Below are 22,189 nucleotides of genomic sequence, written 5' to 3'. Positions count from 1 at the left end.
GGTGAGGGAGTGCCGGCCACCTTTATATGAGTATATGAGCCTTCCGGCTTTACAGTCCGGCTGCGGCCAGGAAGGCGTCAAGCTTCTGCGGCCGGAAACCGCTGAGGCTGTGCGCGACGTCACCACTCACCAGGGTCGGCACGCTGCGCTTGCCGCCATTGACCCGCATCACGTACTGCGCCGCCTCATCGTCGTTCTCGATGTTGATTTCCTCGAAGTCAAAGCCTTTCTGCTGCAGAGCGCGTTTGGCCACATGGCAGTCAGGGCACCAGCTGGTCGTGTACATCTTGATCATGGCACCAGTTTACTAAATAAAGCATGAGGGATGGGCGCAGACATTTCTTTCTTTCCTTCTCAGGTCTGGTCATCAAAAAAACGCCGCCCTGTGTAGGACGGCGCTTAGCTCTGAGGCTGAACTCAGACGTTGGCAGGAGCTTCAGCAGGAGCAGTGGCCGGTACTGGCTCGGCTTTTTCGGCAGAGCCGGCCTTATCCCCGGTATCCTCCGTGCGCTCTTTCTTGGGCGCGGGGGCCTGCTTGGGAGCCATGATCATGTTCATGTCCATGCCCATCATGCTGGGCATGCCTTCGGGCGTTCCCACATCGGCCAGAGCTTCTGCCACTCGAACCAGGATGCGCTCACCCAGTTCCGGGTGGGTGCGTTCGCGGCCACGGAACATGATGGTGACCTTGACCTTGTGACCGTCGTCCAGGAAACGGCGTACGTGGCCTGTTTTGGTCTTGAAGTCATGGTCATCAATCTTGACCCGGAATTTGATGGCCTTGACTTCCTGCGAGCGCACGCGCTTGCGGTTTTCCTTCTCGTTCTGCTGCTGTTCGTAGCGGAACCGGCCATAGTCGAGCAGGCGGCAGACAGGTGGAACGGCCTGTGGGCTGACCATGACCAGGTCCAGCCCCTTCTCGCGCGCCATGTTCATGGCGTCACGGGTGTCGATAATGCCGATCTGCTCGCCTTCGCCGCCGATAAGCCTGATCTGGCGGACGCGGATCTGCTCGTTGACCTTGTGTTCTTTCGCTATGTTTACCACCTCCGCCGCGCCCGGCGCACGCTGGCAGCCTGGGCGGCCTGTTGTCTCGTATGCGCCGCAAGAGGGCGCTGTTTCAGACAGACAGGTCCGCAGTTTACCACGGGCCTTTCCCTGGTCGGGAGGCGTATGGTCTGGAGCGTTTCATCATGCTTGATGCCATGCTGGGCCGTATGTCTTTCCCGTCTGCTTCCTCACCGGCAGTGACACGCTCCTTCGGCCCAGGGCAGGCCCGCTCTCCTGACCTGGAAGTGCTGCTGACCGACGGCCGGGGCGGGTTCTCACTGGGCAGTCTGGCTGGCGTGCCCACCCGCTGTTATTCGGCCCTGAATGTCAGTCAGCAGCCTCCTGTTCAGCGCTACGCCCATCTGGCCTCGCCGCTGGAAATTCTGAGCACGCCCAGCGGCGAGGCCACGCTGCATTCCCTCGAACTGGCTCCTGGCGTGTTTGAAGGGCAGGGCCTGGACCTGCTGGCAGGAGCCACACTGCGCGACCTGTTGCCCGAACGGGAACAGCTGTGGCGTGGCGTGCGCGTTCGACGCCGCAGCTGTATGCCGCACGGCGCCGACAGCGTGGTGTACCTGTACGACGTGCAGGCCGACGAGCCGGTCACCCTGACCCTGGGAGGGTTTTTCGTAGACCGGGACATGCATACGGTCCATACCGGCGTCCCGCGCCTGAGCCTGCGCTGCGTGGACAACGAAGCCCTGGTCGAGGGCGAGCGGCTCACCCGGGTCCAGCTGCATGCCCCGGGTGCCGGGGTCCAGCCGCTGACGCCCGCGCCTTTTCCGCAGCGCGTCTTTTACCGCCACGACCAGGCGCGAGGAGAGGCCGAGTCCGAACTGACGCTGGGTGCAGCCCTGTGGCAGGTCCAGCTGCCGGCAGGCGGAGGTCAGATTGCCCTGGTCTTTAGCGCGGGATCAGCTGCAGGAGTGCCGGACCCCTGGGCCGCCTACGAGGCGGAAGCGAACCGGCGCCGGGAGCACGCCCGGCAGGCCTGGGCCGCGACGGGTGTCCGCGACGACCTGGTGGCGACCCTCGCCGTGGCCGCCGACGCCTATCTCGCGCAGCGTTCGGCCCCGGCCGGCGTCACAGTGATCGCCGGCTATCCCTGGTTTGCCGACTGGGGCCGCGACGCGATGATCGCCCTGACCGGCCTGACGCTGGTCACGGGCCGCTACACCGAGGCGCGTGACCTGCTGGGCACATTCCTGGCCACCCTGCGCCGGGGATTGATCCCGAACAATTTTCATGAAGATGGCAGTGGCGCGGGCTACAACACCGTGGACGGCGCGCTGTGGCTGGTGGTGGCGCTGGAACTGTATGTGCAGGCCAGCGGCGACCTGGACTTTGCCCGCCAGTCCCTGCCGCAGGTACGTGACCTGCTGGACTGGCATGTCCGGGGAACCGATCATGGAATCCGCATGGACCCGGGGGACGGCCTGCTGCTGGCCGGAGAACCCGGCGCTCAGCTGACCTGGATGGACGTGAAAATCGAGGGCTGGGTCGTGACCCCCCGACATGGCAAGCCGGTGGAGATCCAGGGGCTGTGGCTGGCAGCCCTTGGCGCCGAGGGCCGTCTCTCGCAGATGTCGGGCGAGCCGCCTGCCTTTGCCGCTCATCTGCAACGGGCCAAGGAGAGCTTCAGCGTCTTCTGGACCGGTACGGCGTTTGCCGACACACTGAGCGCCGATGGCGTGCCGGACCTGAGCCCACGGCCGAACGTGGCCCTGGCACTGGCACTGGGTGACACCCCGGCTACGCCCGCGCAGATCAGCGCTGCGGCCGGACTAATCCGGAGAGAACTGCTCACGCCCCTGGGGCTCCACACCCTTTCACCCCTGGACGCCCGGTACCGCGGCGATTACGGCGGGACGCAGGTTCAACGTGACGCGGCCTACCACCAGGGCACCGTCTGGCCCTGGCCGCTGGCTTCCTACGTCGATCTGCTGCTGTCGCGCGGGGACCTTGCAGGCGCACGGGACACCCTGCGGGGCCTGCAGGGGCACGTGTGGGAGGCTGGACTGGGCCATGTCTCGGAGGTGTTCAGCGGGCAGAGCCTCACTCCTGGCGGGTGCCCGTTTCAGGCCTGGAGCGTGGCCGAACTGCTGCGTGCCCACGTCGCGGTGGCCCGCGCCCAGCAGACAGGCCTAGCGGCAACGCAAACCGCGCCCTCAAGCGCGCGATAGCGCTAGGCAAGCCGGGTCGTGGGCGACACTTAATCCTTGACGTCCTGTGGACACAAACCCTAGCATCCTGATATGACGCCTCCTGCCACTTCGGCTGTGCCGGCCATGCCTGTAGGTCTGGCGGTGGACGTGGCGGCCTTTGCCATGCACGACGGCGTTCTGCGGGTGCTGCTTGTCCAGCGCGGCGAATTGCCACACGCGCGGGACTGGGCGTTGCCGGGCGGGCTGGTGCTGTCTGGTGAGGAATTGCACGAGGCTGCCCTGCGGGTACTGCGGACCGAGACGACCGTGGAACTCGAACCCCGTCACCTGGAACAGTTCCACACCTTCGGGGAGGTGGGCCGGGACCCACGCGGCCGCATTGTGAGCGTCGCGCATCTCGCGGTGTTGCCTCACGGAACGGTAGAGGTGTCGGGCGGCGGACATACGCTGGGCGCCGAGTGGTTCAGTGCGCACCAGCCGCCTGCCCTGGCCTTTGACCACCAGAGCATTCTCGACCGCGCCCTGGCCCGGCTGCAGCTGCGCCTGGAATACGCCAATCTGGCGCTTGAATTCCTGCCGGAGACCTTTACCCTTCCCGAACTGCAGGGCGTTCACGAAGCGATCCTGAACCGCAAGCTCGACAAGCGGAATTTTCGCAAACGCCTGCTGGCCCAGGGGGTCCTGACGCCCAGCGGAGAGCGCCGGACCGGCGTAGGTCGCCCGGCACAGCTGTACCGCAAAGCCAAGAACGCCCGCAGCGCGGCGCTCTGAGCCTGTCACCCTTCTGACCGGCACCTTCTTGCCCGTGCCTGCCCGCTAAACTGCGGGTCATGGACATGAAGAAGCTGATGAAGCAGATGCAGCAGGCCCAGGTGGCTGCCAACCGGATCCAGGAGAACCTGGCTGCGCAGACGGTGGAAGGCTCGGCCAGCGGACTGGTCACCGTCACCATGAACGGGCACGGCAAGGTGCAGGGCCTGAAGATCAAGCCTGAGGCCGTGGACGCCGATGACGTCGAAGCGCTGGAGGATCTGATTCTGGTGGCTCTGCAGGACGCGGGTGCCAAGGCCGATGCGCTTCAGCAGGAAGCCACACGTGGCCTGGGTATCCCCGGATTCTGATGCCGCGCCGCGCTGAACAGGGCAAAACGTGAAATACCCTCCTTCCCTCGTGTCGCTGATCCGGGAGCTCTCGCGCTTACCCGGGATCGGGCCCAAAAGTGCGCAGCGGCTGGCCTTTCACCTGTTCGAGCAGCCCCGCGAGGACATCGAGCGGCTGGCCGGTGCGCTTCTCGCGGCCAAGCGCGACCTGCACACCTGTCCGATCTGTTTCAACATCACCGACGCCGAGCGCTGTGATGTCTGCAGCGACCCCAGCCGCGACCAGAATCTGATCTGCGTGGTCGAGGAACCCGGCGACGTGATTGCCATCGAGCGCAGCGGCGAGTACCGGGGGCTGTACCACGTGTTGCACGGGGTGTTGAGCCCCATGAACGGAGTCGGCCCCGAAAAGCTTCACATCAAGCCGCTGCTGCCCCGGGTTCAGGAGGGCCAGGAGATTATTCTGGCCACCGGCACGACTGTTGAGGGTGACGCGACTGCGCTGTACCTGCAGCGTCTGCTGGAGCCTCTGGGTGCCGTTGTCAGCCGCATCGCCTATGGTCTGCCGGTAGGCGGAGCCCTGGAATACGCCGATGAGGTCACGCTGGGCCGGGCCCTGACCGGCCGGCAGCGCGTGAGCAAGTAAGCCGCATTCCTTTGAACCTGATCCTTTCCCTTGCCCCATCCGCTGTGGCGGGGCTTTCCAGTCAGTGCCCGTAGCTGCTCAGGAGCCGCCGGACACCTGCGCGCAGGCCGATGCGCTGGGGGGGCAGCTCATTCATGGTCACGGCCTGAAGACCCCGCGCCGCCAGCCCCTCCAGCAGGTGGTCAAGAAGCTCTGGTGTGACGGCGGGACCGTCATGCAACAGAATCACGCTGCCAGGGCGCACACGCGCCAGAGCCTGCCCGGCAAGCCCAGCAGCGTCGCCGCTGGTCCAGTCCCGTCCCTCGACATCCCACAGCGCGATCTGCCGGCCCTGAAGGCGCGCAAACAGCCGCGTCCAGGGGCTATGCCCTCCGTATGGGGGGCGGTAGAAGTGCGGCCCAGGCTCCTGTGTACGGGGATGCCAGCGCACCTGCCTCCATTCCCGCCAGGGAGGCAGCAGCAGGGCGTGGATGTGCCAGCGGCCATGCGCTTCGAACTGATGCCCGGCACTGCGTAGCGCTTGGAGCTGCGCCGCGTGGGTCTGTACGGCTGGCGCAGTCACGAAGAACGTAGCGCGTGCGCCGTGCCGCGCCAGGACAGTCAGCAACTCCGCAGTGCGCGGACCAGGGCCGTCATCGAAGGTCACCGCGACAAGGTGGCCATTGGGCTTCCCCGGGCCCATGGCCCCCCAGCCCGCCGCTCGTCCCAGAACCTCAGCAGCAGCCACCGACACCAGAACCAGCCCAGCCAGCGAGGCAGCCGAGTTCTGGAAGCACTGAGATCCTCTTCTGGCGCTCACCCTGCTTGCCGACCTAATCGGCGCCTCCCGCCTTGACAGGCGTTTCGACTCCTGGGGGGCGTGACTGGAAGTGCCGCCGGAACAGCACGTAGCCCAGTGACGTTATCAAGGCCAGGACTGCACCCAGGGCAAACGGGCCACGGACCCCGGCCTGCTGCAGCGCCAGACCACCCAGCAGTGGTCCGGCCGCGAAGCCCCCATTCTCTACAGTCATGAGGACACCCCAGGCAGCGGGACGCTGGGCCTCGGGCAGGGTCTGGGCTACCAGGGCTGCCCAGCCGGGAGTCAGGAACGCGTAGCCCAGGCCTGTACAGGCCGCGAGGAGAAACAGGGTCCACACCGGGGGCATGAATGCGAAGCCTGCCAGCCCCAGCGCAACCAGGGCATAGCCAACAGTCACCGCCAGACGGGCCCGGCCACGGTCGGCTATGCGGCCGGTAAACGGCATGCTGCCGAAGGCCACCGCACCGCCAACCACCAGAAGGGCGACCAGATCCCAGTATTCCAGGCCAAATTTGGGCGCCATGCGAAACAGCCAGTTGCCGATCAGGGCCTGCGTCAGCGTCTGCATCAGGGCGGCTGGCAGGAGTGGCAACAGGGCTGGCAGCAGCGCCCGGGGGCTGCTCCTGCGCTCGCCGCCTTCGGCCGCAGCCTCGATGTGACGGCGGGCGGGCAGCAGCAGCGAAAGCAGCAGGCTCAGGCTCAGCATGACCAGGGCTATGGTGATGGCCCACACGTCCGGACGGTGGGCCAGCGCCCCATACACCATGAAGCCCAGGCCAGTGAGCGGCATCACCGAAGTGCTGACCACCGTCAGCACCCGGCCTTCGTAGCCGGGGCGTGCCGCGTCGGCTGTGAGGTTCATGGCAGCTGGCCACATAGGCGAGAAGCCAATGCCATGGATTGCAGCGACCAGCAGCAGCATCCAGGCGCTGTGGGCCAGCGGCAGCAGGCTCAGGGCCAGCAGGCTGACAGCAGCGCCTGCAAGCGCCACACGCCTGGGACCGAAGCGCTGGATCAGCCCTCCAGCCGGGCCGCGCATCAGGGTATCGGCCACCATGTGCGAGGTCCATGCAGCTCCAGCCACCGCCACCGGCAGATGAAATTTCGTGTCGATCACCTGGGTCAGGTAAGCACCGTACAGACCACTCCGGACGAATTCCGCGCACGCCAGCGTCAGCCCGGCCGCCAGAACGCCAGCGGCGGTGCCGGGACGCAGAGGCAGAAGTTCACGCAGAGGTCGGCGGCTCATGAAACCCTATTGTGACGCAGCCATGCCGGGGAAACTGCGTAAAGTCCTGCTAGCCTGTGCGGGTGCCCGAATTTTCGGTTGTGATTCCCGCCCGCAATGAGGCGAAGTACCTGCCCCAGACGCTGCGGGCGCTGGAACGGCAGCTCAGAGCTCCGGCCGAAGTGATCGTGGTGGACAATGGCAGCACCGACGACACCGTACAGGTGGCCCGCGCCTGGGGAGCACGGGTCCTGTGCTGTCCGGAGCGTGGGGTGGCCCGCGCACGGCAGCTGGGTCTGGTGGAGGCCCGGAGTGAATGGGTGGCCACGACCGATGCCGATTCGCTGCCCATTCCGGAGTGGTTGCAGAGGTTCGATCAGGCCGCTCCAGGCCGCGTGGCCCTCTACGGCCCCATGCAGTTCTGTGGCGTCTCGCCAGCCATGGTGAGGCTGTCGCGCGGAAGTTACAGCGCGTTTCTGCACACCTGCCGGATGCTGGGCAAACCCAATCTGGCCGGCGGCAACATGGCTTACTCGCGTGAAGCAGCCCTGCTGGCCGGCGGCTATCCGCTGGTGGAGGCCTACGAGGACGTGATCCTGGGGCAGGAACTCGACCGTCTGGGCAAAGTAGCGTACGTGCGCGGGGCCCTGGTCGAGACCAGTGGGCGCCGGCTCGAAGGCGGGCTGGCTCCGTTTCTGTGGCGTCACATACGCAACGTCACTGGTCATACACGAGGGTATTTCGGGGATGACCGGGCGCCGCCTCCGGAAAAGTGACCACGCTGGGCATGCCCAGCACCTGGGCGTAAACCTCCAGCACCTGCCGGGCCACGCCGGCCGGCGTGGTGGTCGCCCCGAACGCACGCGCCCCTGCAGACAGCCGGGCCCACAGCTGAGGGTCGTCGAGCACCGCGCGGGCATGGCGGATCAGCCGGTTGACGTCGCCTGGAGGCACCAGATAGCCGCTGCGTTCATGGGCCACCCCGCTCAGGGTTCCGCGCGCACCCACGGCCACCACCGGCACCCCCATCAGCTGGGCCTCCTGCAGCACCAGCCCCTGGGTCTCGGTATCGCTGGCGAACAGGAACAGCTCGGCCAGGCGGTAATACGCCCCGATCTCGGTCCAGGGCTTGACGCCCAGAAACGTCACGCGGTCTTCTACACCCAGGCGCCGGGCATGCAGTTCCAGATGTTCACGCTCTGGGCCCTCGCCCAGGATCACCAGATGCGCTTCAGGCAGGGCCGGCAGGGTGTCGAGCACATGGTCAAAGCGTTTCTCGCGCGCCAGGCGCCCTACCGTCAGCAGCCGGCGGCGACCCTCCGGCCAGGGGCTGGCGACGGGCGGCGCCGTACGCAGCACACGCGGTTCAATACTGGTCGGGATCACCACCGGATTGCGGGCATTCATGCGCCGCAGCACGTCGAACATCCCGGCCGTTGGGGTAATGACAGCGTCGGCACGGCCGTAATACAGACCGGCAGTCCGGGTCACCGCGCCAGTGTGCCGCTGCATGGTGGTGAAACCCGGAACGTAATGGGTATAGGCCTCGATATGGGTGTGATACGTCGCGACGTGCGGCACCTTCCACTTGCGGGCCAGGCGCGCCCCGGCCAGCCCCAGCGTCAGCGGCGTGTGCGTGTGCACGATGTCGTAATGACGCTCGAAGTCCTTGCGGGTCGGCCAGGCCAGCCGGTAGGTGGGCAAAAAGACATACTTGACGCTGGGCACCCGGTAAACGTCAGGGCGCACTTCGACATGCTCAGGAAAGTCCGGAGCGACAATCTCGACATCGTGGCCCTGAGCGCGTAGTTCATCGCTCAGCAGCCCGACACTGGTCACGATGCCGTTCTGGTCAGGCAGAAAGGTGTCCGTAAACAGGCCGATGCGCAACGGCTTCATGCGAGGCACCTGTGTGACGCGCCTGAACCGAGAAAGTTTAAGAAACCCTGAAGCATCACTACCCAGGAGAATACGACGCGAAACATGAGATGGGGCCCACAAAGCTGACCTCCCCCCCCACACTATTGGCCCCGGCCTGGCCACCCCGGAATCCTGCGCTACAGTCCAGGCCATGAACGACGCCAGGGGGGGCCTGAATGTACGAGAGGCGCTGCTGCGCGCCGGAGCCTTCGGTGCCTGGGCCGGGGGTCGGGGCGGTGGGCCGGAGGTGGCCGTGCTGATCCCGGTGACGAGCGCAGCCGGATTGCGTCTGAGCCTGGATACCCTGGCTGGTCATGACGTGCAGGCGACCCTGGTGGTCCCTGCCGGGCTGGCTCAGCATGCACCTGCCATGCTGAGAACGGCCACCCACGCCGGGCACGAACTGGCCGGGCAGGGTGATCCGGCCAGGCTAGCGCTGCTGGAAGCCGTGGCGGCCCAGCGGGTGACGGTCTGGGACGCCCGCGACCTTCCCTGGTCTGCCCTGAGATCGCTGGCGAAGCAGGGGGTCTCTCCCCTGCCCCACCCCGCCCCCCAGCCGGAACCGGGGCAGACGGTGGAACTCCGGCCCTCTGATCTGGCCGACCGCCTGACCGCCCTGCGTGAGTCGGGCTACCGGCCGGTTCCGCTGCGCCAGTTGCCTGGCCTGCGCCGCGCACGCGGCCATGACCTGATGTTCCTGGCCTACCAGCGGCTGGTCGAGGATCGCTTTACCCGGAATTCGGGAGTCATTGACCTGATACAGCGCGCCGATGGCGTGATGCGGATCGCGCCACACGACCACGCTCCGGCTCCGCTGCCCCTGGCTCCAGGTACCCCCACTGCCGAACTGCACCTGCACTCCCCGCGCATTGTGGGGCTGGCCAGCCGTGGAGCGCTGGGAGCCTACCGGGCCTACCAGCGCAGCCTGCGTGACGTGGCGCAGGCTTTGCAGACCATGCCTCAGCTGCAGCAGGCACAAGCGGTCTTTGCGGTCACGTTGTTTCATGCACCCCTGGCGCAGTCCGGCTTTACGCTGCTGGAATTGCCTCCCATGCGTGCCCGCTGGTATGCCCTGGGATTCCGGCTGATCCGCCTGATGTACGGCACCGCCCGCACCCCCAGCGAGGGAAAGCCGAAAATGGCCTGGATGGCCCGTGAGGCCTTTCTGGAGCGCTACGGCCGCTGATTGACCCTCGGCCCTGGTCGCCCGGAGCACCAGCCCTTAGCCCGGCAGGTCAAAGATGAGGGTGGTGCCCTGCCCGGGAGTGCTTTTCACATCGAGCTGACCACCGGCCAGGGCGACGCGTTCCCGCAGGCCGATCAGTCCCAGATGCCCGTCCTGAGCGCGCTGTTCTGCCTGAGCCGTGGTAAATCCCTGGCCGTCGTCGGTGATGGCCACCCGTACCCCCGAATCGCTGAATACCACCCGGATGGCCGCGCTGTGAGCCCCGGCATGCTTGTCCACGTTGTTCAGGGCCTCCTGGGCCAGCCGGAAAACAGTAAGTTCCACGGTGGGCGTCAGGCGGCGCTCGGGGCCACTGACTTCGAGGCGGGTGTCGGTCTGCGCCTGGGTGGCCAGCCACTCCAGTGCCGGCAGCAGCCCCAGGTCGTCCAGAACGCTGGGCCGCAGGTTGCGCGCAAACCGCCGCACGCTCTCGATGGCATCGTTCAGGTCGCCCAGAATGTCGTCGGCCCGGGAGCGCTGCTCGCCTTCAAGTTCACGCGACAACCGGGCCACACGGCGGGTGGTGGCAGTCAGCACCTGCGCGGTGTCGTCATGCAGTTCACGGCTGATGCGGCGGCGCTCTTCCTCCTGTGCCTGCGTGAACAGCGTCAGGTAGGTGCGCAGTTCACTCTGGCGGCTGGTGGCCGCTTCCAGAGCCTGCCCGCGCCGGGTGATTTCCTCGGCCAGGGTCTGCAACTCGCTGAGGTCACGGGCGACCATCAACACGCCCTCGCCGGCCTCCCCGCCGGCGGTCCCGGTCCGCACGGCACTCAGGCGGGCCTCCAGGCGGTAGGGCCCCACCTGGATATCGGCGCGGCCACCACTGGGACGGGTGTGCGCGGCGTCCCAGGCCGCATACAGGGCGTCCCGGGTAACCACCGTGCTGAGGTCCAGCAGGCTGGTGCCTACAAGTGGCCCGGTCAGCGGGCGCAGAAGGCGGGTCGCGGCCGGGTTGGCATAGGTGATGGTGCCCTGCGGGTCAGCGCTCAGGATCAGGTCATGGGCGCCTTCGGCGAGCTGCCGGTAGCGGGCCTCTTCCCGCGCCAGGGCAGCGAGCAGCCTCTCACGCGTCAGGGTCAGGGCCATCTGGTCGGCCACGCTGCGGGCCAGACCCAGTATCCGGTCGTTGGGTGCCTCAGTGCCCGGGTCGTCGGCATACAGAAAGCCCAGCACACCGCCTCTGCCCTGGTCAGCCCCGGCATCGTTGCCCAGATCGGCCCGTAGCGGCACGATCAGGGCGCTTCCCGCCACCGGCAGGGCGTAGCGGCGGGTCAGAGGCCGGGGTCCACGGCCCAGCTGGGCGTACAGCGATGCCAGTTCATCGGCCGAAGGGGGATGCAGGTTGTAGGTCGCGCAGCGCGTCACCTGACCGTCCTCTCCGACCAGGGCGATCAGGCCGCGGCCGGCATTCAGGGCCACTGCACACAGGCGGGTGGCCTCGGCCAGGGCGCGGTCGCTCTGGTCTTCGCCCAGCAGCCGGCCGACATTCAGCAGCACGGCCGCCTCACGCTCGCGGCGCAGCTCCTCCTCGTACAGGCGCGCGTTCTCGATGGCCAGCGAAGCCTGCGCCGCGAAAACCTCAGTCAGTGCCAGATCGTCGGCGTCCAGCGGCAGCACAGCGGACCAGTACAGGGTCAGCGCGCCGAAGGGTCCAGCGCGGGTGCTCAGCGGCAGGGCCACGATGCCCCGGTACGGGTAGGTTCCCTGGGCCAGCAGCTGGCGGGTATAGCGGCTTCCGGCGCCCAGATTGGCCTCACGGATGTCGGACGTGATGACCCGCTCACGCCGCTCTACGGCGCGCCCGGTGACCCCCGCGCCGACCTTGCTGCGCACCCGCAGCACGTACTCGCTGGGCAGGCCCACCGCGTTGCGGATGGTCAGGGTCCGGCCGTCGGGTTGCAGTTCGTACACAGCGGCGGCATCTGCGCCGAACAGGGTGCTGCCGCGTTCCAGCACACCAGCCAGGGTCTCGTTGAGGTGCAGGCTGCCGGCCAGCGCAGCGCCCGCTTCACGCAGGGCCTCGGCCGCCTCACGTTTGCGGGTCTCGGTGCTGTATAGCCTCGCGTTGTCGATGGCCAGGCTGGCCTGCTCCGCCAGGGTCAGGACCAGCCAGGTGTCATCGTCTGTTACACCCGGACCCGGCGTCTGGCGGTCCACGTACAGCACCCCCAGCGGACGACCACGCGCGCTGAGCGGGGCAATCACCGCCATTTCCGGGTTCAGCTCCGCCAGCCCGCCAGCCAGTGGGGAATTGGCATCCCGCGAACGGTCATAGACGATGACCTCGCCGCGCTGCATCAGGCGTTCAAATGACACCGGCCCCACCCCGATGCCCCCCGTAAAGGAGGTGTCCAGGCCATAGGTGAAGACCTCTCCCGTGCGTGCGCCGCGCTCGGTAAATTCGCTGAACAGCCCCACGAAAGCCCGTCCGAAGCCCAGCGCCAGGGCCGCGCTCTCAGCGGTGGCGGTCAGCACCTCGCCCAGGTCCAGACTGCCGCCCAGTCGGCGCACCAGCTGTTCCACGCTTTCGGCCACCCGGCCACGGCCCTGCCGCGCCTCCCGGGCCTGGACCCCCTCCAGGGCGAGCCCTAGCAGCGGAGCCAACTGACTCAGAGTCCCGAGTTCATCGTGATCGGCGCCCACGAACTCCAGCACCCCACACCCGAAGGGCACGGCACTCAGCATGCCTTCGTCCAGCCGGGTGCCAACGGTCATGGCCTCGGCAGCCAGGGTTCCGTCGCTCAGTGCCATGCCGCGACCGTCGCAGGCGACCTCGCCCAGCCGGCCGTCCTGCATGACCCACACCCGGACACCGTGCGCCTGCGCCACCTTGCACGCGAAAGCTGCCAGCGCCTCACCGAACTGTGTCGTTGTGGTGGCAGCGCTCAGGGCTGGCGGGAAGAGAGGCAGGGACATACCTTTGTTGGCTAACGTAGCGCACAATGCCCCAGGGCATAACTGCGACCGTCACAACGCCCCGGACAGCCATCTTCCCGAAAATCAGGCCCTCCTAGATACTCTGAGCGAAAGCAGCGGTTTAACCAGCCAGAACCGGACGCGCTCCTGTCCGCGGGGCGCGTGGGCGCTGGATTTCCTGCCGGGCCGCGAGACCCGCCCGCATGGCCACCTGGATTCTGGTGATCTGGTAGCAGCATGCCTGATGGGTCCAGGCCGTTCTGGAAAGGAACGGCCCCATATATCGCTACAGGAGTTTCCCGACGCAGATGGATTTTGGCAAGTATGGCGCAAGCATCAGCGTGGCCCTGCTCCAGAGACTGCCGGACGGAACATCTCGCCCTGCCGGGTTCCCGGGTGGTCCTGGCTTCCCCGACTGCTGGAAACGCGCCCCCACTTCCTGCACTCCCTGCCTACCGGACCCTCAGTCGACAACAGGTGATCCATGAAAAACAGACCTGGCCGGGTATCACACAGCTGCGTTCAAAGAATCACCGGAGCCTGGAACTCCTGAAAACCCCTACAGCGTCCGGGGATCGATCCAGCCGCGTTTGATGCCGTGCAACACGGCCTCGGTGCGGCTACCGACGCCCAGCTTGGAAAAGATGTTGGCCAGGTGAACCTGTACGGTCCGGGGACTGATGTCCAGATCCCGGGCAATTTCCTTGTTGGTGCGGCCGGTGGCGGCCACACGCAGCACTTCCAGCTCGCGGGGGCTCAGGTCGTCTTCCGGGGGGGTCGGGGTGGTGTGGGTACTGAAGCGCTCAAGGACCTTGCGGGCCACGCTGGGATGCAGGGCACTCTCGCCGGCTGCGACGGCCCGCACGGCACCGAGCAGGTCATCCTCCGAGGCGTTTTTCAGCAGGTAGCCGGCGGCGCCCGCTTCGAGCAGGGCGAACACGTACGCGTCATCGTCGTAGCTGGTCAATACCAGCACACCCACGCCAGGCCGCTCGGCCTTGATGGCCTTGGTGGCCTCGATCCCGTTCATGCCGGGCATGCTGACGTCCATCAGGATCACATCCGGCTGCAGGGCGCGGGCCTTGACCACCGCCTCTTCACCGCTGCCGGCCTCCCCGATCACGTGCAGGTCCGCCTCGCCTTCGAGCAGTTCGCGGGTCCCCTTGCGCACCACCGGATGGTCGTCGACCAGCAGCAGGGTAATGGTGCGGGGCGTATCGGTCTCGGCCTCGGGCGGACGGGCTGCGTCGGACATACGCGCAGCATAGCGGGGGCCGGCGGGGGCCGGCACAAAAAGGCCGCCCCCGGCAGGAAGGCGGCCTTGTGGAGTCGGGCTCAGCTCTTGGAGAGGTTCTTCCAGAGCGTGCCGGTACCGAAGGAAATCATGGGGTTGAAGGTGTCCTGGCTGACGCCGCCCAGGGCCTCGCGGTGGGCCAGAATGCCGGGGTTACTGGGCATCATGATGTAGTAGGCCTGATCGATGGCCCGCTTGGCAATGTTGGTGTACAGCTCATTGCGGCGGTCCATGTCGGTGGTGCTGCGCGCCTCGTTGATCCAGGCGTCGATCTGCTCGTCTTTGAAGTTCAGTCGCGGCTGGTAGTAGCCCTCGGAACTGTAGAAGGTGTGCACGAAGTTGTCGGGGTCGGCGTAGTCAGGTGCCCAGCCGGTCATGACCATCGCTTCTTTGCCCTCGTTGCCGTCTTCGAGCAGCGTGCTCCATTCCTTGGCGACCAGATTGACCCTGAACTTGGGATTGATGGATTCGATGTTCTTCTTCAGCATTTCCATGCCGGTCTGAGCGGGAATACTGTTGGCACGGTAGGAGACGTTGAGGGTAAAGCCCTTCTTCCAGACCTCACCGCCCCACGCCTTCTGGAACGAGGCCCTGGCCGCCTCCAGGTCGAACTTGGGAGCCTCCAGATCCTTGTTGTAGCCAGGGAAGGTGTCGGGGAGCAGAAAGTTGCGGGGTTCACCTTTGCCGCTCTGCACTTCCTCGATGTACTGGGGTACGTCAAAGGCCGCCACAAAGCCGCGGCGCACGTCCACGTCGCTGAAGAAGTTGGCGGGAATACCCTTGCCGTCAAGCTTGCCGCTGCCGATCACATCACCCTTGATGGCGTGGTTCATGCTGATCCCGAAAGCGCTGGTGTCAGGCAGGTCGTCCACGATCGCAATGCCGGGCTTGCCCCTGAGCTGCGACTCGATGATGGGACGGCCGCCCGTCTCAACCATGTCAGCGTCGCCCTTCTCGAAGGCCTGGAGGCGCGGCGCCTGCTCGGGAATCTTCTGCAGCAGGATGTTCTGGATCGCGGGCTTCTCGCCCCAGTAGTCGGCGAAGGCCTGGGCAGTCACCGCGTTGGCGTCCTTCTTGAGCAGTTTGTAGGCACCCGTACCACTGGGGTTCTGCGCCAGGGGGCTGCCGGTCAGGTCCTTGCCCACCGCTTCCTTCCAAGTGGCCTCGGTGCCGTCCCATTCGCCGATTTCCCTGGCATGCTCGCTGTCCACGATGCTCTGGCCGGTATAGGCCAACTTGCTGACAAAAGCCGGGTCCGCCTTGGGCAGCGTAAACACCAGCGTATCGCCGTCACATTTCACAGCACTGGATATCTTGGTCCAGCTGATGTTCTTGTCGTCGTTGGCATTGCTGGCCGTACCCAGCAGACTCTCGGAGAGGAACCAGTTGCCGCTTTCACTGGTGTTGGTGACCAGGTTGCGCCGAAAGGTGTACTCGGCGTCCGCGCAGGTCATGGAGTTGCCGCTGTGGAACTTCACTCCATCGCGCAGCGTGAAGCGGTACTCCGTGCCATCCTCGCTTGCGGTCCACTCGGTGGCCAGGAGCGGTTCGAGCTCGGTCAGGCTGTTGCCCTTGTAGGTCACCAGGGTCTCGTACAGGTTCTCGACCACCTGTCCACTGCTGGTGTCGTAGGTGGTACCGGGGTCCATGGTCGGAATATCGGCACTGGACTGCACAACCAGCGTATTGCTGTCGCCGCCCGCCGTCGTAGTGCTTTCGGTTGAGGTCTCGGTGTTGGTGACTGAGGTGCTGGTTTCGGCCTTCTTGTTGTCGCAGGCCGCCAGGGTGAGTGCCAACGTGGTCAGCGCGAGTGCACTGAGTTTAAAATTACGTTTCATGAGTTGCTCCTTGAACGTTGCGTGTGCGTCACAGACGCAGGTTCGGTACACAGACGGTCAGGGTAAGTCCACTGGATGAGCCGGGATTAGTGCAGCCATAAATTCGGCTACCGGCTCCGCCAGTCACTGGTCAGACTTCTGGAGACCCTGGACATTTCGTACCTTCCTTGGACAGACAGCCCTCGGACAGACGGTCGCTAAACCTGGAAGCGGGGCACAGGGGGGGAATGCAAGACCACCCACATCCCCCCAGAGTGCCCTCTTGTAGGGTTTCCTAATGACTGACGCCCTTCCTGCTTCCTTTGTTCTGCGGGGCACCGCAGCCGGAAATACCCTGCGTCTGGTAGGGATGGACGCAACACGAATCGTAGAGGACGCCCGGCTGCGCCACGGTCTGAGCAAAACAGCCACCGCAGCGCTGGGCCGGACCATGACGGCGTCTGCCCTGCTGGCCACGGTGCTGGGCAAGCGCAGCGACAGCCGGGTGACCGTACGGGTGCACGGCGGCGGTCCGGTAGGCCTGATGGTCGCTGAGGGCAGCGTGGACGGCCGCGTCCGCGGATATGTGGGCCGACCCGAGGCCGATCTGCCGCTGCGTGAAAGTGACGGCAAACTGGATGTCAGCGGTCTGGTCGGGACCGACGGCGAACTGGAAGTCACCCGTCTGCTCGACAACGGTGAGCCCTACACCGGCAGTGTGCATCTGATCAGCGGTGAGATCGCGGAGGACGTCAGCACCTACCTGGGCGTCTCGGAACAGATTCCCAACGCCGCCCTGCTGGGCGTTTACGAGGAAGGTGGGCGGGTCCACCGCGCCGGCGGAGTGCTGATTCAGGCCATGCCCGGTGTCAGCGACGAAACCCTGGCACGCCTGGAGGCCAATATCCGCGCTTTCGGACAGATCACCGATCATCTGCGCCGGGGCAGCCTGATGGAAGCTATGGCGGCGCTGACCGCCGGTCTGGACCTGACCCTGGCAACCGAAGCCCAGCCGGCGGCCTTCCAGTGCCGCTGCACCCGGCAGCGCGCCAGCGACAGCCTGCGGTTCTTCAATGCCGACGAGCGGCAGGAGATGATCGACGCTGGGGGCCAGGGCGTGCACTGCCACTGGTGCAGCGAGACCTATCACATCACGCCGGCCGAGATCGCTGCCATAGACGCCCAGATCGAACGCGCCCAGGCCTGAGCAGACCGCACGCGTTCCGGCACGAAACAAATGGCCGCGTGAGACTTCCCGCATTTCTTGCATCTTTCCTTACCTTTCTCATTTAGACTGCGGCATGACGCTTGAGAACGGTCCCGTGTCGCTTTACGTCCGCACGAACTACCGCAAGCTTGGCTGGAACGAGGCGGTCCGTATGACCAGTCTGGGAACAGCCCTGATGATCTGGCCGTTGCTGAAGCTGGGGCCTTCGCACCGGGATGAAAGCCTCAGCTATTTCCCTGCCGACCTGCGCGAGCAGGTTGTGGACGAGTCCACCCTCGAACCAGACCTGCTGGCTGAACTGCGCACGGTAGAAACCGATCTGCAGGCGCTCGGCTTTGAGAGGGTTGCCTGCTCCACCGACCGCCAGAGCGTCGTAAAAGGTGTCAACGCGGTTGCCGCTATGCATCTGCGCCATCCGTCACGGCACCTGGTGGCTTTTGTGGGGTGCGCGCGCAAGACCGCTGGAGGATTTCAAACCTACACCTCGGTGGGTGCCTGGGACGCCGGTGCGGTGTTCTACGGAATCACCAATCAGCCCCCCATGGACGGACCACCTCAGCGCAAGGTCCGGTGGCTGCGTGCCGCTACTGCTATCGAGGTGCTGGACGCCATGGACCGTCAGCTGCCTTACCACAGGAGACAGCCGTTTGCTGAAGAGGAAATGTGGGAGCAACTGGCTGTTGCGCAGTGGGCACAGGTGTCCTGGCGGCTGAGCAGGGGTCGCTTCGACCGGGTCCCCGGGCCTCAGACACCACAGAGTCACACTGCGCTAGTCTAATCGCCGGCACGTTCAGCCGGGGAAGGGCCCTGGGAGTTACGAGACTCACTGACCGGATCCAGAGCTTCCTCCGTGGTTCCGGGGCTGGGCTGCTACGGCAGCGATGGCCAGTCAGCAAAGACGACTCTTCTTCTGTGGAAAGTCTCCTGCAGCGACCCTTACCCAAGGCCGATGCTTGAAGCTTCCATCATGACCGGACCCTGCCCCTACGGCAGCCTGGCCGCAGCCGGATAATGCAGTCATGAAACGACCCCTGTTTGCCACGACACTGGTGCTGGTCGGCCTGGGGCTGGGTGCCACGCTCCTGCGTGACCAGGTGCCGCCGGGGACGGCGCAGCCCGCCGACGTGCCGCAGGCCGAACGCGCGGCACGGCTTGAGAACGAGCAGAACACCATGAGCATCGTGCGACGCTATGAGCCGGGGCTGGTCTTTATCAGCACCGAGCAGCAGGTGGTTCGTCAGGACCCCATGGGCTGGATGTTCGGTGGAGATCCGGAAACGCAGGTACAGCAGGGCATCGGCAGCGGCTTTTTTGTCAACAAGGCCGGGGACATCCTGACCAACTACCACGTGATCGCGGCCCAGAGCCCGACCGGTGCGGCTGAGCGCATCACCATCCGCCTGATGGGCCGTGAGGAGAGCGTACCTGCCCGCGTGATTGGTCTGGCACCGCAGTACGATCTGGCCCTGCTGCGCGCCGAGAAGCTGGACCCCAAGCTGATTACCCCGATCCCCCTGGGAAACAGTGACACCCTGGCCGTGGGGCAAAAGGCGGTGGCCATGGGAGCTCCGTTCGGACTGGACTTCAGCGTCACTGAGGGCATTGTCAGCAGCACCGCGCGCACCATTCCGATTGGGTTTAACGGCGCGGGCGAGGGCATCATGCAGCGGGCCATTCAGACCGACGCGGCCATCAACCCCGGGAACAGTGGTGGCCCACTGCTGGACAGTTCGGGCAAGGTGATCGGCATCAATACGCAGATAATCAGCCCCGGGGTCCAGGCTGGAGGGGTGGGACAAAACGCCGGGGTGGGCTTTGCCATTCCGGTCAACGCGGCCAGAAATCTTCTGCCACGGCTGCAGCAGGCAGGGGGAGGTGTCGTCAGCGCTCCTCGGCTGGGCGTGAGCGCCGGCTTGATCGTACAGAGCGCGCAGGGAGCCGTTGCAGCCGGCCTGAGCGCGCTGAGCAGCAGTGCCAAACAGGACCTGGATCTGCCGGAAACAGGGCTGGTGATAGGCGAGGTTGCCCCTGGCTCGCCTGCCGCCCGCGCCGGTCTGCGCGGCGCGCGACAGACCCAGGCCTTCCGGGGTGGAGAAATCGCGCTGGGCAGTGACGTGATCGTGCAGGCTGACGGAAAGGTCGTGGACGCGCTGGAGGACCTGCAGTCTGCCCTGCTGGACAAACAGGAAGGCGATCAGGTGAAGTTGCAGGTGGTACGCGGCGGCGAGCGGCGTGAAGTGAAGGTCACACTGGACGCCAGTGCCTTCGAGTGAACCCGGGTGAACTGGTGACAACAGCGCCGGCATCGGCAGTCTGGCGTCGGCTGCAGCCGCACGACCGGGCGTGGCTGATGCAGCTGGCCACATTCGCAGAGGGTGGCCGCATAGCCCTGGTCGGTGGCGCCGTCCGCGACGCCCTGCTGGGCCATACGCCTCTGGACCTGGATGTGGTCGTGGAGGGGACACCGGTGCTAAAGGTAGCTGAGAAGACAGGCCTGCCTTTGACCTTTCATCCTGCTTTCCAGAACGCCACGCTGAGTCTTCCGGATGGCCGGTCAGCCGATCTGGTGCAGGCCAGGCGCGAAACGTATCCGGAACCAGGGACCAACCCTGTGCCGCACCCAGGGACCCTGGCCGACGACCTGCGCCGGCGTGACTTCAGCCTGAATGCCCTGGCCCTGCTGGTGCGGCCAGACAGTGAGCCGGCCTTTCTGGATGAGGTCAGCGGGCTGAGGGACCTTGAGGTGCGGCAGCTGCGCCCCCTGCACGGCGCTTCCCTGCACGAGGATGCCAGCCGGCTGGTACGTGGGGCGCGGCTGGCTGCCCGGCTTGACCTGGACGCCAGTCCGCAGTTGCTGCAACAGGTTCCGGACGCCCGGCGGATGGCCCCCCATACGCCGCGGCTGTGGGCCGAACTCAAACTGTTGCTGCAGGAGCCCAGACCGGGGCGGGCCGCCCAAAAGCTTCAGCAGTGGGGTGCCGCCGATCTGTTGCCTGGCCTGAATGTGCTCGAAGCGCTGGACTCCCTTCAGGAGTCGGGGCTCCAGGTGCCGTGGCTGGTCTATGCGGCGGCCGTGCTCTCGGCCAGTGACGAACCGGCTGCCCTCGCCGCCCGCCTGGGCCTGGGAGAACGCCCGGGCGCTCTGCTCGCCCGGGCGCGGTCCGACACCTACTACCCGGAAGACACACCAGAAGTGATCCTGCGCCGGCTGCTGCGCCCGGACAGCTACCCTCCCCTGACCGGACGGGACGTCGTGGCCCTGGGGGTGGCCCCGGGGAAGGCCGTGGGTGAGGCCCTGAGCCACCTGGCGCAGCTGCGGCAGGCAGGACAGGTGCGCTCGGCCGACGAGGAACGTGCGGCACTCCAAAGGTATCTGGCGGCCAGATGACCCGGGCGGCGCCCCGTAGAATGCGGCGCATATGGGCCTCATCAACCTGCTGACCAGCAACCCCACGGCGTTTGTGATCATCGCTGCCGCGTTGGTGCTCTCTCTGGCCATCCACGAGTTTGCCCACGCCTGGACCGCCGACCGATTGGGCGACCCCACCCCGCGCCGTTATGGCCGCGTGACCCTCAACCCTGTGAAACATCTGGACCCGCTGGGCACCCTGCTGCTGCTGCTGGTTGGCTTCGGTTTTGCCAAGCCTGTGCCTATCAACCCGATGAATCTTGGACGCTGGGGCACCCTGTGGGTCTCGGCCGCCGGGCCGATCAGCAACCTGCTGATCGCGCTGGTCTCGGCACTGCTGCTGAAGGTCGTGCCTCCCACGGACCTCACACTGACTGTCCTGCTGACGGTGCTGACGATCAACGTCGTCCTGGCCATTTTCAACCTGATTCCCATTCCTCTGCTGGACGGCAGCCGCATCCTGGGTGCGCTGGTGCCCAGCCTGGGCCGCAGCCTCGCGCAGTTCGAGGCCATGCCCTTCAGCTTCCTGCTGGTGATGGGCTTCATTTTCCTGGCACAGGAACCGATTGGTCAGCTGATCGGCACCGTACGTGGGTGGGTGCTGGGGTTCGTGGGTTTTGCCTGATCGAACCCGGCCTTAAAAAAGCCCCTGCCTGGCGCGGCGGGGGCTTTTTCCTGCTCAGCGCAGATGAAACATCATGGCGATGTGGGCGCCGGTGCCTCCCAGCACGAACAGATGCCAGATCTCATGAAAGCCGAATACGCCCGGACGCGGGTCCCAGCGCCGGGTCCCGTAGACCACAGCCCCCAGGGTGTACAGCAGGCCACCAGCCGCCAGCCACCCCAGAGCACAGGCTGGAAGGTTGTGGCTCAGCTGCGGCAGGAACACCAGGGCCAGCCAGCCCATCCCCACATACAGCAGTGTGCTGACCCAGCGAGGCAGACGCATGGTCAGCAGTTTCAGCAGCACGCCTGCCAGGGCAATGCTCCACACCGCCCACAGGACTGCGCCGCGCCAGACACCTTCCAGGCCGAAGTAGGCCACCGGGGTATAGCTTCCGGCGATCAGCAGAAAAATGCCGGCGTGGTCAAGTTTGCGCAGCCACAGCAGCCCGCGCGCGCTAGGGCGGAACGAGTGATAGCTGGCACTGGCGCTGTACAGCAGCAGCATGCTCAGGCTGAACACCACAAAAGGCCACAGCGCCAGCCCACGCCCCTGCGCCCACCACAGCAGCGGACCGGCCGTTACCAGAGCGCCCAGGACGCCACCCCAATGGGTCAGGGCGTTGACCGGCTCACGCGGGGCTGTCAGGAGCCGTTTCACATCTCGCACGGTAATGCCGGACCCGGGAAGGAAAGTAGGACCCGGGACGCAGTATGGCCGGGGTG

Annotated in this window: 20 protein-coding genes; 11 read left to right on the top strand and 9 right to left on the bottom strand. The window is 66.0% G+C overall.

Features of this window, described 5'->3' with window-relative positions; genetic code table 11:
• Positions 1-49: 49 nt before the first annotated feature.
• Both IEY49_RS00180 and infC read right to left on the bottom strand, forming a co-directional pair.
• Complete coding sequence (locus IEY49_RS00180) at positions 50-295, bottom strand: glutaredoxin domain-containing protein (protein ID WP_189003416.1); 246 nt, start codon at positions 293-295, stop codon at positions 50-52.
• A gap of 122 nt (positions 296-417) precedes the next feature.
• Positions 418-1,047: a translation initiation factor IF-3 gene (gene infC / locus IEY49_RS00175; RefSeq protein WP_189003415.1), complete on the bottom strand. Its 630-nt coding sequence runs from the start codon at positions 1,045-1,047 to the stop codon at positions 418-420.
• Between the two features lie 170 nt (positions 1,048-1,217).
• Between infC and IEY49_RS00170 the strand changes: the two genes are divergently transcribed.
• The 4 genes from IEY49_RS00170 to recR all read left to right on the top strand — a co-directional run bounded on the left by IEY49_RS00170 (position 1,218) and on the right by recR (position 4,961).
• On the top strand, positions 1,218-3,233 hold the full coding sequence (locus tag IEY49_RS00170; protein ID WP_189004182.1) for an amylo-alpha-1,6-glucosidase: 2,016 nt from the start codon (positions 1,218-1,220) through the stop codon (positions 3,231-3,233).
• Positions 3,234-3,305: 72 nt separating this feature from the next.
• Entirely contained in the window at positions 3,306-3,986 is a 681-nt protein-coding gene (locus IEY49_RS00165; protein WP_189003413.1) for an NUDIX hydrolase, read from the top strand.
• A 59-nt stretch (positions 3,987-4,045) separates the two neighbouring features.
• Positions 4,046-4,336 (top strand): YbaB/EbfC family nucleoid-associated protein, encoded by a 291-nt coding sequence (locus IEY49_RS00160; RefSeq protein ID WP_189003411.1) that lies wholly within the window; start codon positions 4,046-4,048, stop codon positions 4,334-4,336.
• A gap of 28 nt (positions 4,337-4,364) precedes the next feature.
• Positions 4,365-4,961: a recombination mediator RecR gene (gene recR / locus IEY49_RS00155; protein WP_189003409.1), complete on the top strand. Its 597-nt coding sequence runs from the start codon at positions 4,365-4,367 to the stop codon at positions 4,959-4,961.
• A 61-nt stretch (positions 4,962-5,022) separates the two neighbouring features.
• Here recR and IEY49_RS00150 read toward each other — a convergent pair whose 3' ends face one another.
• Positions 5,023-5,694 carry a polysaccharide deacetylase family protein gene (locus tag IEY49_RS00150; protein ID WP_229780552.1) on the bottom strand — a complete coding sequence of 224 codons (672 nt, stop codon included), beginning with the start codon at positions 5,692-5,694 and terminating at the stop codon, positions 5,023-5,025.
• 79 nt (positions 5,695-5,773) lie between these two features.
• Positions 5,774-7,012 (bottom strand): MFS transporter, encoded by a 1,239-nt coding sequence (locus IEY49_RS00145; protein ID WP_189003407.1) that lies wholly within the window; start codon positions 7,010-7,012, stop codon positions 5,774-5,776.
• Positions 7,013-7,074: 62 nt separating this feature from the next.
• Here IEY49_RS00145 and IEY49_RS00140 point away from each other — a divergent pair, with 62 nt between their 5' ends.
• A complete protein-coding gene (locus IEY49_RS00140) occupies positions 7,075-7,767 on the top strand; it encodes a glycosyltransferase (RefSeq protein ID WP_189003405.1) in 693 nt (230 codons plus the stop codon).
• Here IEY49_RS00140 and IEY49_RS00135 read toward each other — a convergent pair.
• Positions 7,709-8,890 carry a glycosyltransferase gene (locus IEY49_RS00135; protein ID WP_189003403.1) on the bottom strand — a complete coding sequence of 394 codons (1,182 nt, stop codon included), beginning with the start codon at positions 8,888-8,890 and terminating at the stop codon, positions 7,709-7,711. The two genes, IEY49_RS00140 and IEY49_RS00135, sit on opposite strands and share 59 nt — an antisense overlap.
• A gap of 172 nt (positions 8,891-9,062) precedes the next feature.
• On the opposite strand from IEY49_RS00135, the gene IEY49_RS00130 reads away from it, so the two are divergent.
• Positions 9,063-10,097 carry a YkoP family protein gene (locus IEY49_RS00130; protein WP_189003401.1) on the top strand — a complete coding sequence of 345 codons (1,035 nt, stop codon included), beginning with the start codon at positions 9,063-9,065 and terminating at the stop codon, positions 10,095-10,097.
• 36 nt (positions 10,098-10,133) lie between these two features.
• On the opposite strand, the gene IEY49_RS00125 is transcribed toward IEY49_RS00130, so the two are convergent.
• From IEY49_RS00125 to IEY49_RS00115, 3 genes are all read right to left on the bottom strand, one after another.
• Entirely contained in the window at positions 10,134-13,052 is a 2,919-nt protein-coding gene (locus IEY49_RS00125) for a sensor histidine kinase (RefSeq protein WP_189003399.1), read from the bottom strand.
• A 559-nt stretch (positions 13,053-13,611) separates the two neighbouring features.
• On the bottom strand, positions 13,612-14,307 hold the full coding sequence (locus tag IEY49_RS00120; protein WP_189003397.1) for a response regulator: 696 nt from the start codon (positions 14,305-14,307) through the stop codon (positions 13,612-13,614).
• A gap of 80 nt (positions 14,308-14,387) precedes the next feature.
• The gene (locus tag IEY49_RS00115) at positions 14,388-16,184 is read right to left on the bottom strand and encodes an ABC transporter substrate-binding protein (protein WP_189003396.1); all 1,797 of its coding nucleotides are present in this window, start codon (positions 16,182-16,184) and stop codon (positions 14,388-14,390) included.
• A 277-nt stretch (positions 16,185-16,461) separates the two neighbouring features.
• Between IEY49_RS00115 and IEY49_RS00110 the strand changes: the two genes are divergently transcribed.
• From IEY49_RS00110 to IEY49_RS00090, 5 genes are all read left to right on the top strand, one after another.
• Positions 16,462-17,370, top strand: a complete 909-nt coding sequence (locus IEY49_RS00110) for an Hsp33 family molecular chaperone HslO (RefSeq protein ID WP_189003394.1) — start codon at positions 16,462-16,464, stop codon at positions 17,368-17,370.
• Positions 17,371-17,464: 94 nt separating this feature from the next.
• A complete protein-coding gene (locus tag IEY49_RS00105) occupies positions 17,465-18,169 on the top strand; it encodes a hypothetical protein (protein ID WP_189003392.1) in 705 nt (234 codons plus the stop codon).
• A gap of 241 nt (positions 18,170-18,410) precedes the next feature.
• Positions 18,411-19,664, top strand: coding sequence for a S1C family serine protease (locus tag IEY49_RS00100; protein ID WP_189003390.1), 1,254 nt, complete (start codon positions 18,411-18,413; stop codon positions 19,662-19,664).
• A gap of 14 nt (positions 19,665-19,678) precedes the next feature.
• On the top strand, positions 19,679-20,779 hold the full coding sequence (locus IEY49_RS00095; protein WP_229780551.1) for a tRNA nucleotidyltransferase/poly(A) polymerase family protein: 1,101 nt from the start codon (positions 19,679-19,681) through the stop codon (positions 20,777-20,779).
• A gap of 31 nt (positions 20,780-20,810) precedes the next feature.
• A complete protein-coding gene (locus IEY49_RS00090) occupies positions 20,811-21,425 on the top strand; it encodes a site-2 protease family protein (protein WP_189003388.1) in 615 nt (204 codons plus the stop codon).
• Between the two features lie 54 nt (positions 21,426-21,479).
• On the opposite strand, the gene trhA is transcribed toward IEY49_RS00090, so the two are convergent.
• The gene (gene trhA / locus IEY49_RS00085; protein ID WP_189003386.1) at positions 21,480-22,124 is read right to left on the bottom strand and encodes a PAQR family membrane homeostasis protein TrhA; all 645 of its coding nucleotides are present in this window, start codon (positions 22,122-22,124) and stop codon (positions 21,480-21,482) included.
• Positions 22,125-22,189 lie beyond the last annotated feature (65 nt).

The sequence above is a fragment of the Deinococcus malanensis genome, from assembly GCF_014647655.1.
In the GTDB taxonomy this organism is placed as follows: domain Bacteria; phylum Deinococcota; class Deinococci; order Deinococcales; family Deinococcaceae; genus Deinococcus; species Deinococcus malanensis.
Note: the sequence above shows the minus strand (reverse complement) of the source record. Positions and strands in the feature narration are given on the sequence as shown.